Source organism: Megamonas hypermegale, from assembly GCF_900187035.1.
GTDB lineage: Bacteria > Bacillota > Negativicutes > Selenomonadales > Selenomonadaceae > Megamonas > Megamonas hypermegale.
Map to the genome: position 1 here is coordinate 1,015,080 of NZ_LT906446.1, position 13,014 is coordinate 1,028,093.

Sequence of the window (13,014 nt, forward strand, 5' to 3'; positions counted from 1 at the left end):
TATGACATTACTGGATGAAGTAACGCAGGCCAATGAAAAATTCGTATCTCATCTGCCGGCGGATTTTATAGGCATAAGTAAACTGCCGCAACGCCAGCTGGCAATCATTACCTGCATGGATACCCGTCTGGTCGATTTTCTTGAACCTGCACTGGGTATCGGCCGCGGCGAGGCTAAAATCATAAAAACGGCGGGCAATAGCATTACGGGCGATTTCAGCGATATCATCCGCAGTTTACTTGTCTGCATTTACGAACTTGGCGTAAAGGAAATCATGGTCATCGGTCATCATGAGTGCGGCATGGCTCATGCCACATCGGACGAACTGATAAAAGCCATGCTCGATATGGGCATAGAACAGAGCGCCATCGACAATGTAAAAGATGAACTCATTCACTGGGTGGACAATTTCCATCATCCGGTCGAAAATGTTCAGGACGCTGTGGACAAAATTCGCCAAAATCCGCTCATTGCCGAAACCATTCCGGTGCACGGATTGATTTTCCATCCTGATACGGGCAAAGTGGACATCGTAGTAAACGGCTATAAATAAATAGAAGCAGTTATCGGTGAACTGCACCCCAAAAGTTGGACAAAAAAACAACTTTTGGAGGTGCAGTTTTTTTATGACTAAATACTCAAATGAATTTAAAGTTAAAGCAATTAAAATGGTTTTAAAAGGAGATTCTATTTATCATGTAGCTAAAATTCTAAACATGCCAAATACAGCTTCTCTTCGTAGATGGATATTTCATTATGAAAATGGTGGCATCTCACAACTTCTTCATAAAAATCGTAAATATACTCCTATCTTTAAACAAAAAGTTATTGAATATAAATGGCTACATCATTTATCATTAAATCAAACAGCAGCAAAATTTTCCATTCCTAATACTGGTACAATTTCTACATGGGAAAAGTTATATAGTTCTTATGGATTTTCTGGCTTAATTTCTAAGAAACGAGGTAGACCATCTATGAAAAAATCTAAAAACAAAGTTAACAAACCTAAAAAAGAACTTTCTTATGTTGAAAAATTAGAACAAGAAAATTATCAATTAAGGATGGAAAATGACCTATTAAAAAAGTGGCATGCCTTAATGAAGCAATGGGAAAAGGAAGGAAGACACTAGTTTTAGTAATTGCTAAATTAAGGAAAAAATATACTCTAAAAGCCCTATTAAACTATACAAAATTAGCTAAAAGCACATATTATGATGTATTAAAAAAATTATCAAAAGAAGACAAATATAAAGGATTGAAAACATTAATTCATAATATTTGTAATAAAAATCATGGAAGATATGGATATAGAAGAGTAACTTTGCAGCTGCATAAACAAGGAATAAAAGTCAATCATAAAGTAGTTATGAGATTAATGAAAGAAGAAAATTTAACATGTAAAGTAAGAGCAAAGAAATATAAATCTTATAGAGGGCAAGAAGGGAAAATAGCTAAAAATATATTAAATAGAAATTTCAAAGCAGAAAAACCAAACGAAAAATGGGCAACAGATGTAACAGAATTTGCATTATGCAATGAAAAAATATATTTATCACCAATAATAGATTTATATAACGGAGAAATAATAAGTTATAAAATATCGAAAAGACCAATACTAAAGCAAGTATTAGATATGGTAAAAGATGCAACAAGAAAGATAAAAGAAACAAAAGGAATAATTCTACATTCAGACCAAGGATGGCAGTATCAGAATAGAAGATATCAGGAGTTATTAAAAGAAAAAGGCATTATCCAAAGCATGAGCCGAAAAGGAAACTGCTTAGATAATGCCGTAATAGAAAATTTCTTTGGTTTGCTAAAAAGCGAATTATTCTATTTAAAAAAATTTAAATTCGTTGAAGATTTTATAAAAGAGTTAAAATCTTATATAAAATATTATAATACAAAACGGATAAAGATAAAACTAAAAGGACTTAGTCCCGTAGAATACAGAACTAAGTCTCAATTAGTAGCTTAATTAATATGTCCAATATTTTGGGTGCATATCACGGCTAAATGCTGATAACTGCTTTTTTATTTATTTCTTCGTTTCATTTAATTCAAAAATAATATCTCTTAATTGTGCTGCTCGTTCAAATTCAAGATTACGCGATGCTTCTTGCATTTCTTTTGTAAGCGATTGAATTAATTTTTTCTTTTCTTTTGCCGTCATCTTCAATTTTTTCTTCGTCGATTTAGCATTATATTCAGCTTTATCTTCTGATACCATAGTTGTCTCAATGAGATTTTTTACTTTTTTCTTTATTGTCTGCGGTATGATATGATGCTCTTTATTGTATTCATCTTGCACTTCACGGCGACGATTTGTCTCATCTATGGCTTTTTGCATGGAGTCTGTTATACGGTCGGCGTACATGATTACTTTACCATTGGCATTGCGCGCAGCACGACCAATCGTTTGTATCAACGAAGTTTCAGAACGCAAAAAGCCTTCTTTATCAGCATCTAAAATAGCTACAAGCGATACTTCTGGCATATCTAGCCCTTCACGCAATAAATTTATGCCGACGAGTACATGGAATTTTCCCATGCGCAAATCACGAATGATTTCCGCTCTTTCAATCGTAGCAATATCGGAATGAAGATATCGCACTTTAACGCCCATTTCTTTTAAATAATCGGTCAAGTTTTCCGCCATTTTTTTCGTCAAAGTCGTGATTAATACGCGTTCATCATTTTTAACACGCAATTTTATTTCACCGAGTAAATCATCAATCTGCCCTTCTAAAGGTCGCACTTCTATCTGCGGGTCTAAAAGACCTGTAGGGCGAATAATCTGCTCTACTATTTGATTGGCATGTTCTAATTCATATTTTGCTGGTGTTGCTGAAACATAAATTATTTGATTTATATGTTTTTCAAATTCTTCAAAACGAAGCGGTCTATTATCAAATGCCGATGGCAAACGGAATCCATTAGCAACTAGTGATTCTTTACGCGAACGGTCTCCTGCGTACATCGCACGTATCTGTGGCAAAGTAACATGCGATTCATCAATTACAATTAAAAAATCATCAGGAAAATAATCCAGCAAAGTATACGGTGCTTCTCCCGCTTTTCTGCCTGTCAAATGGCGAGAATAGTTTTCAATGCCTGAACAATATCCCATTTCTTCCATTGTTTCCAAATCGTAATTTGTCCTTTGCTCTAATCGCTGCGCTTCTAATAATTTATTATCATCACGAAGAATTTTTAATTGCTCTGTCAATTCCTTGCGTATTGAATCAAGCGCATCTTTCATATGTTCTTTTGATATTACATAATGTGAAGCTGGATATATCAAAATATGCTTGCGTTCTCCATAAACTTCCCCTGTAATCGTATCAATCTCTAAAATGCGGTCAACTTCATCGCCAAATAATTCAATACGAATAGCTCTATCACTATAACCTGCTGGAAAAACTTCAATAACATCACCGCGCACTCTAAATTTACCACGGTCAAAATTTATATCATTTCGCTCATATTGAATAGAAACTAATTTGCGCAAAATATCATCGCGTGGATATTCCTGCCCTTCACGAACTGACAGAACTAAATCATAATAATCTTCCGGTGAACCGAGACCATAAATACAAGAAACACTTGCAACGATTATCACATCTCTTCGTTCAAATAATGAACAAGTAGCAGAATGGCGCAACTTATCAATTTCATCATTGATAGAAGAATCTTTTTCAATATACGTATCAGTTTGGGCAATATATGCTTCTGGTTGATAATAATCATAGTAGCTGACAAAATATTCTACTGCATTATTAGGGAAAAATTCTTTAAACTCACTAGCAAGTTGGGCTGCTAATGTCTTATTATGAGCAATGACTAAAGTAGGTTTTTGCACTTTTTCAATCAATTTAGCAATCGTAAAAGTCTTCCCTGTTCCTGTTGCTCCTAATAAAACTTGCGCAGTCTGTCCATTTTCAATACCATGCGCTAATTTTTCAATAGCTTGTGGTTGGTCTCCAGTCGGTTCAAATGGAGCTTGTACTTTAAACGGTATTTTTTTTTCTATTTGTAATGTATTCAATTTAGGTACATATACCATATAATCACCTTTTATTCATTAATTTAATTTTAATTATATTATACCCACTCCATTAAAATTAACTACTATTTTTATAGATAAAAAATATTTACTTTAAAACAAAATAAAAAAGCAAATAGCCGAGAGAAGCTACTTGCTTTTTTATATTTTATATTAAGAGAGTTAGAGAGAGCTAAATTAGAAAACTTTTACGCTACCTGCATCACGAACATGTACTTCATAATATTCATTTTTGAGTACATTTTTAATAAATGCTTTGAATTCTTCTGCTTCAGTTCTAGGAATAACGGAGAGAATTGCACCAGCAAATCCGCCACCATGTACACGGCATACACCACTATGACCATTTTGGAAATAGATTTCATTCATAGCAAGGAGCAATGCAATGCCTTGATGTCTGGAGTCTGGAGTTGCACAGTTTTGTAAAAATCTCCAAGAAGAAAGACCAGATTCAGTGATAATTTTTTCAAAGTTATCATAATTATGGTTTTCAAATTCAGTAGCTAATTTACGAACACGTTCTGTTTCAGTAATGAAATGAACAGCACGTAATACAGCGCGGTCACCAGCTTTTTCACGTAATGCAGGAAGGTTATTCATGATATCTTCCATGCTTACATCTTTTAAATATTCTTTACCAAAGAACTGAGAAATAGCTTTCATTTCAACAGTAATAGCAGTATATTCACCATCTAAAGCAGAATGGTCTTCACCTGTTGGAGTGATAAAGAAATCATATTTATTTTGGATTATTTTACTATCAAGTTTTGTTACTGCTGGGGAATCATAATTTTCAAAATCAATAGTAATCATACCACCAGTAGCACAAGCAAGCTGGTCAAGTAAGCCAGATTTTTTATCCCATTTATTATTTTCAGACCACTGACCTGCTTTAGCAATTTCAAGTGTAGAAATCTGTCCATCATTATAAACATGATTTACAATTGCACCGATAAGCATTTCAAAGGAAGCAGAAGAGCTAACACCTGCAGCACTTAAAACAGTTGTAGTCATATATGCATTAAAGCCACCAATTTTACGTCCGTTCTGAGCTAATTTTTCTAACATACCTTTAATAAGTTTTACTGTACGAGAATCGCCATCTTTAGCTTCAAAATCGTTGGCATCAATTTCAAATTCGTCATATTCCATGCTTTTTACATGAATTTTATTATCATCTCTAGTTGTAACAATAGCAATAGTATCCATATCTGTACTTGCACCAATAACGCGGCCAAGTTGATGGTCTGTATGGTTACCAATTACTTCAATACGTCCTGGAGAGCTAAAGAAACAAGCATTATCAACTGGATATTTAGCAGCAAATGCATCAGCTAAGTCTTGATAACGTTTAACTTGTGCTTCTACACCTTGTTCATCAAGATTATAAAGTTCCATCAATTTTTGTTTAGCTTCTTTAGATTTTAAAAATTCAATAATATTAGTCATTTCTACATACCTCCAACACTGGTAAACGTTTTCTTGAAAAGATAAAATAAAAAGGAAAATTCGCTTTCCTTACTCACCACATTAACTTCTGTTATTATTATGATACTTTTAATTATAAATGTCAAGTAAAATTTTAAATTTATTTTTTTTTTCTATTTTCTGATAAAATAACAAAAATACTATAAAAAAAACTATATCTGATTTTTGTTGCTTTATCTTACATTTCCGCCTATAATAAGGAATTGATATATCTTTGATGAGGTGATTAAATGGTAGATAAAGCTTTTCTAGTTGCATTGCAATACGGCATGCTTCTTTGTATTTGCGGTTTTATTTATTTTACAGTAAAATCCATGTTCAAAGATTTAAAAAGCACCTCCGTGCTTAAACCAGAAAAAGAAAATACGCCAAATCAAGTTGCTTTAATCGTACTCGAAGCAACTGACAGCAATTTAGCCAATAAGAAAATATCGTTCTCAGGACAAATCTCTATTGGTCGAGGCAAGGAAAACGATGTCGTACTTAATGATATTTATGTATCACATCACCATGCTGTAATCAGTCCTGTTCACAATCTTTATCAAATTGAAGACTTACAAAGCCGAAACCATACATATATAAATGGAAGTGTTTTGCATGGCAAAGCTTTTTTACAAAATGGCGATATTATAAAAATCGGCTGTGTTACATTTCGTTTTGAGAGGTGATATCTATGATAATTACTCATGCTACCGATATTGGTTGCGTTCGCACTACCAATGAAGACAGTTATTTATGCATTGAACCCCATATCTATGCTGTAGCTGATGGCATGGGCGGTCATGCTGCTGGAGAAATTGCAAGCAGAATAATTATTGATACTATAAAAAATCGTTTAGAATTTGTAAATCCAGATGATTGTACAGAAGAACGTTTGCGTAGCGTTGTTTTGGAAGCTAACCAAGCTATTTTACATGCTTCACAAGAAAACCCTACTTATAATGGTATGGGCTCGACAATCAGTTTATTTTATGTACATTATGGTTATGCCACTTGGGCACAAGTAGGTGATAGCCGTATTTATCTTTTACGCAATGGACAGATATATCAACTCACATCTGACCATTCACTCGTAAATGAACTATTACAAAAACAAAAAATCACAGAAGAAGAAGCAGCTAATTTCCCACATAAAAACATTTTAACTAGAGCTGTTGGTATCTCCTGTAATTTATTAGTAGACACTGGCTTTTGCGATATTTTAGAACATGACAAATTTCTAATTTGCTCAGATGGATTAACTAATATGGTTACTGATGAGCTCATTCGTGATATCTGCTATGAAAATACTAATGAAAATAAAGCTAATAAATTAGTAAAAAAAGCCCTTGAAAATGGCGGAAAAGATAATATTACTTGTATAGTGGTGGAAATATAATGACAAAATCATATTATTTTACACTTATTTTCCCTATTTTATTATTATTTTTAGGGACATCTATAATCGGTACAAAACACAATAATTTATCACAGGAAACATTCATTCCTGTTGCAATCTTATCGATATTATTCATTGCTGTCCAGATATTCAGCATAAAATTCAGAGCAAAAGCTGACCAATATTTATTATCCATTGTCATATTTTTATCAAGTTTAAGCGCAATTATGATTTTACGTTTAAAACCAGATTTATTTATGCATCAATTAATCTGGATTGGTATTGGTCTTATAATTTTTGCAACTGTCGTTTTTTTTGCTGACAAATTACTTGATTTGCTCGATTATCCATATGTCCTTGGTATTGGAGCACTCATTATCATTTGTTCTGTACTAATTTTTGGTACAGATATCAACGGCAATCGTAACTGGATTATTCTCGGTCCTATTCAAGTTCAACCGTCAGAATTTGCCAAGTTATTTATTATTGCATTTTTATCTTCATTTTTATCCGAAAATAAAAACGTATTGACCCTGCCTAGTCGCGGTTGGAAATTTCTTCATTTCCCGCCATTTCGTTTTTTAGCTCCACTTTTATTGATTTGGAGTGTTGCAATGTTGATGTTTGTCAGCTTGCGCGACTTAGGCTCAGCATTATTATTTTTCGGTATCGTTATCATTATGACTTATGTAGCAACAGGTAAGAAAATATATGTATTCTTAGCATTATTTTTCTTCTCGTTGTCTTCTTATTTAAGTTATTTATTCTTTGAACACGTTCGCACTCGTGTTGCCATTTGGCTTCACCCTTGGAATGACCCTATGGGCAGTGCTTATCAAATTGTTCAATCCTTATTTGCTTTTTCTTATGGAGGCATTTTCGGCACTGGTTTTTCTTTCGGTTTTCCTCTTTTAATACCAGAAGTTCATACTGATTTTATCTTTGCCGCCATCGGTGAAGAATTCGGTTTAATCGGTGTTTCTTTCCTATTATTAGCCTATCTTTTACTTTTCATGCGCGGAGTCAAAACTGCGTTTTTCTGTAAAAATGAAAAATATAAATTATTAGCATTTGGTTTATCCATAACCATGCTATTACAAACATTTATTATTCTTGCCGGCGTTACAAAACTTTTGCCATTAACCGGCATAACATTACCTTTTATCAGTTACGGTGGCAGTTCTATGATTTCATCTTTCATTTCGCTGGGGCTGTTATTCGCTCTTAGTACAAAGGAGAGATAATCTTGCATAGACAAAATGATATTAATAAACATATATACGTTATTGTCAAAGTGTTCGCCATTTTATTTGCTGTAATTTTTATAAATTTAGCCTATATTCAAATCTATGAAGCTGAAGATTTAATCAATAATCCTCATAATTCTCATGTTATGGAAAAAGCTTCAGAAATTCAACGTGGTAAAATTTTAGATAGTACAGGCGTTATTTTGGCAGATACACAAAAAGAAAAAAATTCCTTTAAACGCGTTTATCCATATGGTGAAGTATTTGCTCCACCACTTGGATATGTCAGTGATAAATTAGGTTATTCAGGTATTGAAGCTTCACAAAATGCTCCACTTGCTGGAAATAACATGAAACTTCATGCACTCGGTCCTTTATCACAATTATTCGAACCTGAAGTCGGTAATGATGTTCATTTAACATTACGAGCTGATTATCAACAGGCTGCTTATGATGCCCTTGGTGAACGCAAAGGTGCCGTAATCATTTTAAATCGCAAAACAGGCGAAATTTTAGCCATGGTAAGCAGACCTAGCTTCAATTCTAATGATATTGACGCAAATTGGGATTCACTTCGTACAGATGAAAATAGTCCTTTGCTTAATCGTGCAACACAAGGATTATATCCTCCAGGCTCAACTATAAAACCATTAATTGGGGATGGTGCACTCACAGCAGGCATAGCAACAACGGATACTATTGTAAATTGTACTGGTTCGTTATATATTAATAGTAGTTATTCTTTAGCTGATAGTTCTGGTGAAGTACATGGTCCAGTAAATTTAGCTACTGCTATCATGCATTCTTGCAATAGCTATTTTGGCACCATGGGTATAAATCTTGGCGAAAAAGGTCTTGCTGAAACTTTTTCTCGTTTTGGTTATGATAAAGAATTGGACACTGATTTCATTAATACAGCTCCTGAATTGCCCGATTTTAAGAATTTAAGTAACGGCGAATTAGCTCAAGTCGGTATCGGTCAATCTACTTTACTTGTGACACCACTACGCATGGCAATGCTAGCGGGAAGTATTGGCAATCAAGGAATTTTAATGAAACCATTTTTAGTTAAAGAAATTACTGCTCCTGATAATACAGTTATCGAAACTCATGAGCCACAACAATGGCTTACTGTATCATCTCCAGAAATAACCAATATTATATATGAAGATATGAAACAGGTTATTGCCTCAGGTACCGGAACAAAAGCTGCTGTAAACGGCATCGAAATGATAGGTAAAACTGGTACAGCTGAAAACTCTGCTGGTGCTGACCATGCTTGGTTTATCGGTTGCGCTAATATGCCTAATGAAGACATCGCCTTTGCTATTATTGTAGAAAATAGTGGTTTCGGTGGAGGCGAGGCAGCACCTATTATAAAAAATATACTTACAAATATTTTAGCAAAGGAAGGGAAGTAAAATGTCTACGCTCTTAGGCAATCGTTATGAATTAATTGAACGTATCGGCGACGGCGGTATGGCGGAAGTCTATCGTGCTCATGATAAAATGTTAGACCGTTTTGTTGCTGTGAAAATTTTACATCCACAATTTACAAGTGATGAGGCTTTTGTTAAAAGATTTCGCCGTGAAGCACAAGGAGCTGCCAAATTATCTCATCCAAACATCGTAAGCATTTATGATGTAGGTGAATGTGATGGCAAATATTACATTGTAATGGAATATGTCAAAGGTGAAACTTTAAAAGATAAAATAAATCGTGAAGGGCCTTTACCTATTAATACAGCACTACAAATCGCTGAAGAAATAGCTAGTGCCCTTGAAAATGCCCATGCTAATAATTTAGTACATTGCGATATCAAACCACATAATATTTTGCTCAACGAATCAGGCCATGTTAAAGTAGCTGATTTCGGTATTGCTCGTGCAACTAGCTCTTCTACTATAACTTATACAGGCTCTGTCATCGGTTCTGTACATTATTTTTCACCAGAACAAGCAAAAGGACATACTATAAGTCCTAAATCAGATATTTATTCTTTGGGCATAGTAATGTATGAAATGCTCACTGGACAAGTTCCATTTAACGGTGAAACTGCTGTAGGTATAGCCATCAAGCACTTACAAGAAACACCTATTCCTCCGCATGAACTTCGCAATGATATTCCACCACTTGTAGAAGCTATCATCTTAAAAGCCATGGACAAAAATCCTGACAATAGATTTTCTAGTACAGAATTAATAAAAGAACTAGAACGTGCCAAAGTTAAACCGTTTGATAATGTGAACATTCCTGTAAATGACCCATTTGCAACACGCGTATTAACAAATGAAGAAATGGACCAATTACAAAATATTGAACCTGTTTCTCCACCAAAGAAAAAGAAATCAAAAACGACAACTACAGAAGTTAAACCTTCTTATGAACCACCACCAGTTTTTCCTGTAAAAGAAAAATCTCATTCTGGATTTTTTAATAAAAAATTTGGTATTTCTCTCGTAATCATTCTTGTATTAGGGTTCTGTATTGGTGCTTTTCTCTCTTATGGAGATTTTTGGAGCAGCAAAACAGTCACAGTACCTAATGTTGTTGGCATGAGTCAAGCTCAAGCTGAAGAAACCTTAAAGGCTGAAAATCTACGCGTGGAAGTCGCCGAAACATTTGATGATAAAGTTGAAGCTGGTAAAGTTGTCTCTCAAACACCTGAAGCTGGAAAAACAGTAAAAGAAAATCGTTTAATCACCATTTACATCAGTAAAGGTGGCGAAGAAGTGACAATGCCAAATATTGTTGGCATGAGCCAAAATGAAGCTCAAGCACAACTTGCTAAATTAAACTTAAAAATTGGTCAAGTTTCAGAAGAATACTCCGATAAACCACAAGGAACTATATTACGTCAATCCATTGCTGCTAATGATAAGACAACAAAAGGTACTAGCGTAAATATCACAATAAGTAAAGGTCAAGAAACTTCTAAAGCTAAAGTAACTGTACCTGATGTTGTAGGCTTATCCGTAGATGCTGCAAAATCTACATTATCTGCACAAGGTTTTAGCGTTTCTGCATCTGCAAGTAGTGGTCAAGTAACAGCTCAAAGTATTCCAGGTGGTTCACAAGCTACTTCTGGTAGTACAATTGAACTCACTGTTGCTGATAATTCCTCTTCAAATGCTCATAGAGCTAATAGCAATAATAATGCTACTAGTGAAGATACTAATACTTCAACTACACCTACACATTCATCTAATACCTCTGCTCCAAAAGAACCGGAACAGACAACTCCAAGTGTAGCTGTACCACAAAGACAAAAAAATTAACAGGAGGTTTTTCATGAACGCTGTTGTTTTATTATCCGGTGGATTAGATTCCACAACTTGTATGGCTGTTGCCAAAAGTCAAGGATATGATTTATATCCTATAAGTTTCAATTACCATCAACGTAATAAAATTGAATTAGAAAGTGCTAAAAAAATTGCTAAATTTTTTGGTGCTAAAAAACATTTAATCATTGATACAAATATGAATGCCATCGGTGGTTCTGCACTCACTGATGAACATATTGATGTACCAGTAGGTGATGTAAACCGCACTGAAGTTCCTGCAACATATGTGCCTTCACGTAACTTAATATTTTTAAGTTATGCACTCGGCTATGCTGAAGTTGTAAAAGCTAGTGCCATTTTTATCGGCGTAAATGCAGTTGATTATTCTGGTTACCCTGATTGCCGTCCTGAATTTATTCAGAAATTCCAAGAACTTGCTAACTACGCTTGTAAAGCAACTGTAGTTGACGGTAAATCCATTAAAATAGTAACACCACTGCAAAAATTATCTAAAAAAGAAATAATTCAACTCGGCACAAAACTCGGTGCACCATATCATTTAACACGTAGCTGCTATAACGGCAGAGAAAAAGCATGTGGTATGTGCGATAGCTGTAAGCTCCGCTTAAAAGGTTTTGCTGAAGCTGGTATTAAAGACCCTATTGAATATGAAAAAAGACCAATAATTACAACTACTAAAAATCATATTACTTATGAAAATGGAGAGTGAGCACTTGCAAGACGTTCAAAATCGTACTGATAAACGCGGTATTGCTATTCAACGTGTCGGAATTAGTGATGTTTATCTTCCACTACAAATAAAACAGGATAAACACAGCCAACCGGTGCTTGCCAAGATTAAATTCACTGTAGATTTACCAATGGAATATAAAGGAACACATATGAGTCGTTTCCAAGAAATCTTGACAAAATGGCAAACTGTGCCAATCGGTCAAGGCGAAATTCGCAATATATTAAATGAAGCTATTGAAAAACTAGGTTCATGTTCCGCTCATCTATCCATCAGCTTTAAATATTTCATTGAAAAAATTGCACCTGTAAGTGGAAAAAAATCTTTACTGGATTTAGATTGTAAATTCAGTGCTGCTAAAACGGCAAATGGTAAAATGCCTTTTGTCATGGCAATCAAAGTACCTGTGACTTCACTTTGTCCTTGTAGTAAAGAAATCTCTGATTACGGCGCACACAATCAACGCAGTATAATTTCTGTAAAAATAAATTATGATGGCAATAAGACAGCACTAGAAATTCAAGATATCGTTTCTTTAATCGAAGCACAAGCATCTTGTCCATTGTATCCACTTTTAAAACGTGAAGATGAAAAATATGTAACAGAAAAAGCATATGAAAATCCAAAATTTGTAGAAGATATTTTACGCGATTGTGTTTTAGCTTTACGTACATTAAGTGGTATAAATTATTTCTCTGTAGAATGTGAAAACTTCGAGTCCATTCACAATCACAATGCTTATGCCAGTCATATCGAATATCTTAAATAAGCAAAGAAGCTTTGGTTATTTTAAAAT

General features: G+C 34.3%; 12 protein-coding genes. 10 read left to right on the top strand and 2 right to left on the bottom strand.

Going from position 1 to position 13,014, the window contains the following annotated elements; genetic code table 11:
* Position 1: 1 nt before the first annotated feature.
* The 3 genes from CKV65_RS04825 to CKV65_RS04835 all read left to right on the top strand — a co-directional run bounded on the left by CKV65_RS04825 (position 2) and on the right by CKV65_RS04835 (position 1,981).
* Entirely contained in the window at positions 2 to 553 is a 552-nt protein-coding gene (locus CKV65_RS04825; RefSeq protein WP_027890825.1) for a beta-class carbonic anhydrase, read from the top strand.
* A gap of 73 nt (positions 554 to 626) precedes the next feature.
* Complete coding sequence (locus CKV65_RS04830; RefSeq protein ID WP_095197687.1) at positions 627 to 1,133, top strand: helix-turn-helix domain-containing protein; 507 nt, start codon at positions 627 to 629, stop codon at positions 1,131 to 1,133.
* The gene (locus CKV65_RS04835) at positions 1,088 to 1,981 is read left to right on the top strand and encodes an IS3 family transposase (RefSeq protein ID WP_157738448.1); all 894 of its coding nucleotides are present in this window, start codon (positions 1,088 to 1,090) and stop codon (positions 1,979 to 1,981) included. Before CKV65_RS04830 ends, CKV65_RS04835 begins: the two co-directional genes overlap by 46 nt.
* Before the next feature lie 60 nt (positions 1,982 to 2,041).
* Here the strand turns inward: CKV65_RS04835 and uvrB are convergent, their stop codons facing one another.
* Positions 2,042 to 4,069 carry an excinuclease ABC subunit UvrB gene (gene uvrB / locus CKV65_RS04840; protein WP_027890258.1) on the bottom strand — a complete coding sequence of 676 codons (2,028 nt, stop codon included), beginning with the start codon at positions 4,067 to 4,069 and terminating at the stop codon, positions 2,042 to 2,044.
* A gap of 177 nt (positions 4,070 to 4,246) precedes the next feature.
* The gene (locus CKV65_RS04845; RefSeq protein ID WP_027890259.1) at positions 4,247 to 5,518 is read right to left on the bottom strand and encodes a galactokinase; all 1,272 of its coding nucleotides are present in this window, start codon (positions 5,516 to 5,518) and stop codon (positions 4,247 to 4,249) included.
* A gap of 269 nt (positions 5,519 to 5,787) precedes the next feature.
* On the opposite strand from CKV65_RS04845, the gene CKV65_RS04850 reads away from it, so the two are divergent.
* The 7 genes from CKV65_RS04850 to folE2 are packed head-to-tail and all read left to right on the top strand — an operon-like array spanning position 5,788 to position 12,987.
* Positions 5,788 to 6,225, top strand: a complete 438-nt coding sequence (locus tag CKV65_RS04850) for an FHA domain-containing protein (RefSeq protein WP_027890260.1) — start codon at positions 5,788 to 5,790, stop codon at positions 6,223 to 6,225.
* A gap of 5 nt (positions 6,226 to 6,230) precedes the next feature.
* Positions 6,231 to 6,935 carry a Stp1/IreP family PP2C-type Ser/Thr phosphatase gene (locus tag CKV65_RS04855; RefSeq protein WP_027890261.1) on the top strand — a complete coding sequence of 235 codons (705 nt, stop codon included), beginning with the start codon at positions 6,231 to 6,233 and terminating at the stop codon, positions 6,933 to 6,935.
* A complete protein-coding gene (locus CKV65_RS04860) occupies positions 6,935 to 8,179 on the top strand; it encodes an FtsW/RodA/SpoVE family cell cycle protein (protein ID WP_027890262.1) in 1,245 nt (414 codons plus the stop codon). The genes CKV65_RS04855 and CKV65_RS04860 overlap by 1 nt, the downstream gene beginning before the upstream one ends.
* Before the next feature lie 2 nt (positions 8,180 to 8,181).
* Complete coding sequence (locus CKV65_RS04865; protein WP_027890263.1) at positions 8,182 to 9,603, top strand: peptidoglycan D,D-transpeptidase FtsI family protein; 1,422 nt, start codon at positions 8,182 to 8,184, stop codon at positions 9,601 to 9,603.
* 1 nt (position 9,604) lies between these two features.
* Complete coding sequence (pknB, locus tag CKV65_RS04870) at positions 9,605 to 11,461, top strand: Stk1 family PASTA domain-containing Ser/Thr kinase (RefSeq protein ID WP_027890264.1); 1,857 nt, start codon at positions 9,605 to 9,607, stop codon at positions 11,459 to 11,461.
* A 13-nt stretch (positions 11,462 to 11,474) separates the two neighbouring features.
* Positions 11,475 to 12,197, top strand: a complete 723-nt coding sequence (gene queC, locus CKV65_RS04875) for a 7-cyano-7-deazaguanine synthase QueC (protein WP_027890265.1) — start codon at positions 11,475 to 11,477, stop codon at positions 12,195 to 12,197.
* Between the two features lie 4 nt (positions 12,198 to 12,201).
* Positions 12,202 to 12,987 carry a GTP cyclohydrolase FolE2 gene (gene folE2 / locus CKV65_RS04880; RefSeq protein WP_027890266.1) on the top strand — a complete coding sequence of 262 codons (786 nt, stop codon included), beginning with the start codon at positions 12,202 to 12,204 and terminating at the stop codon, positions 12,985 to 12,987.
* The last annotated feature ends 27 nt before the right edge of the window (positions 12,988 to 13,014 follow it).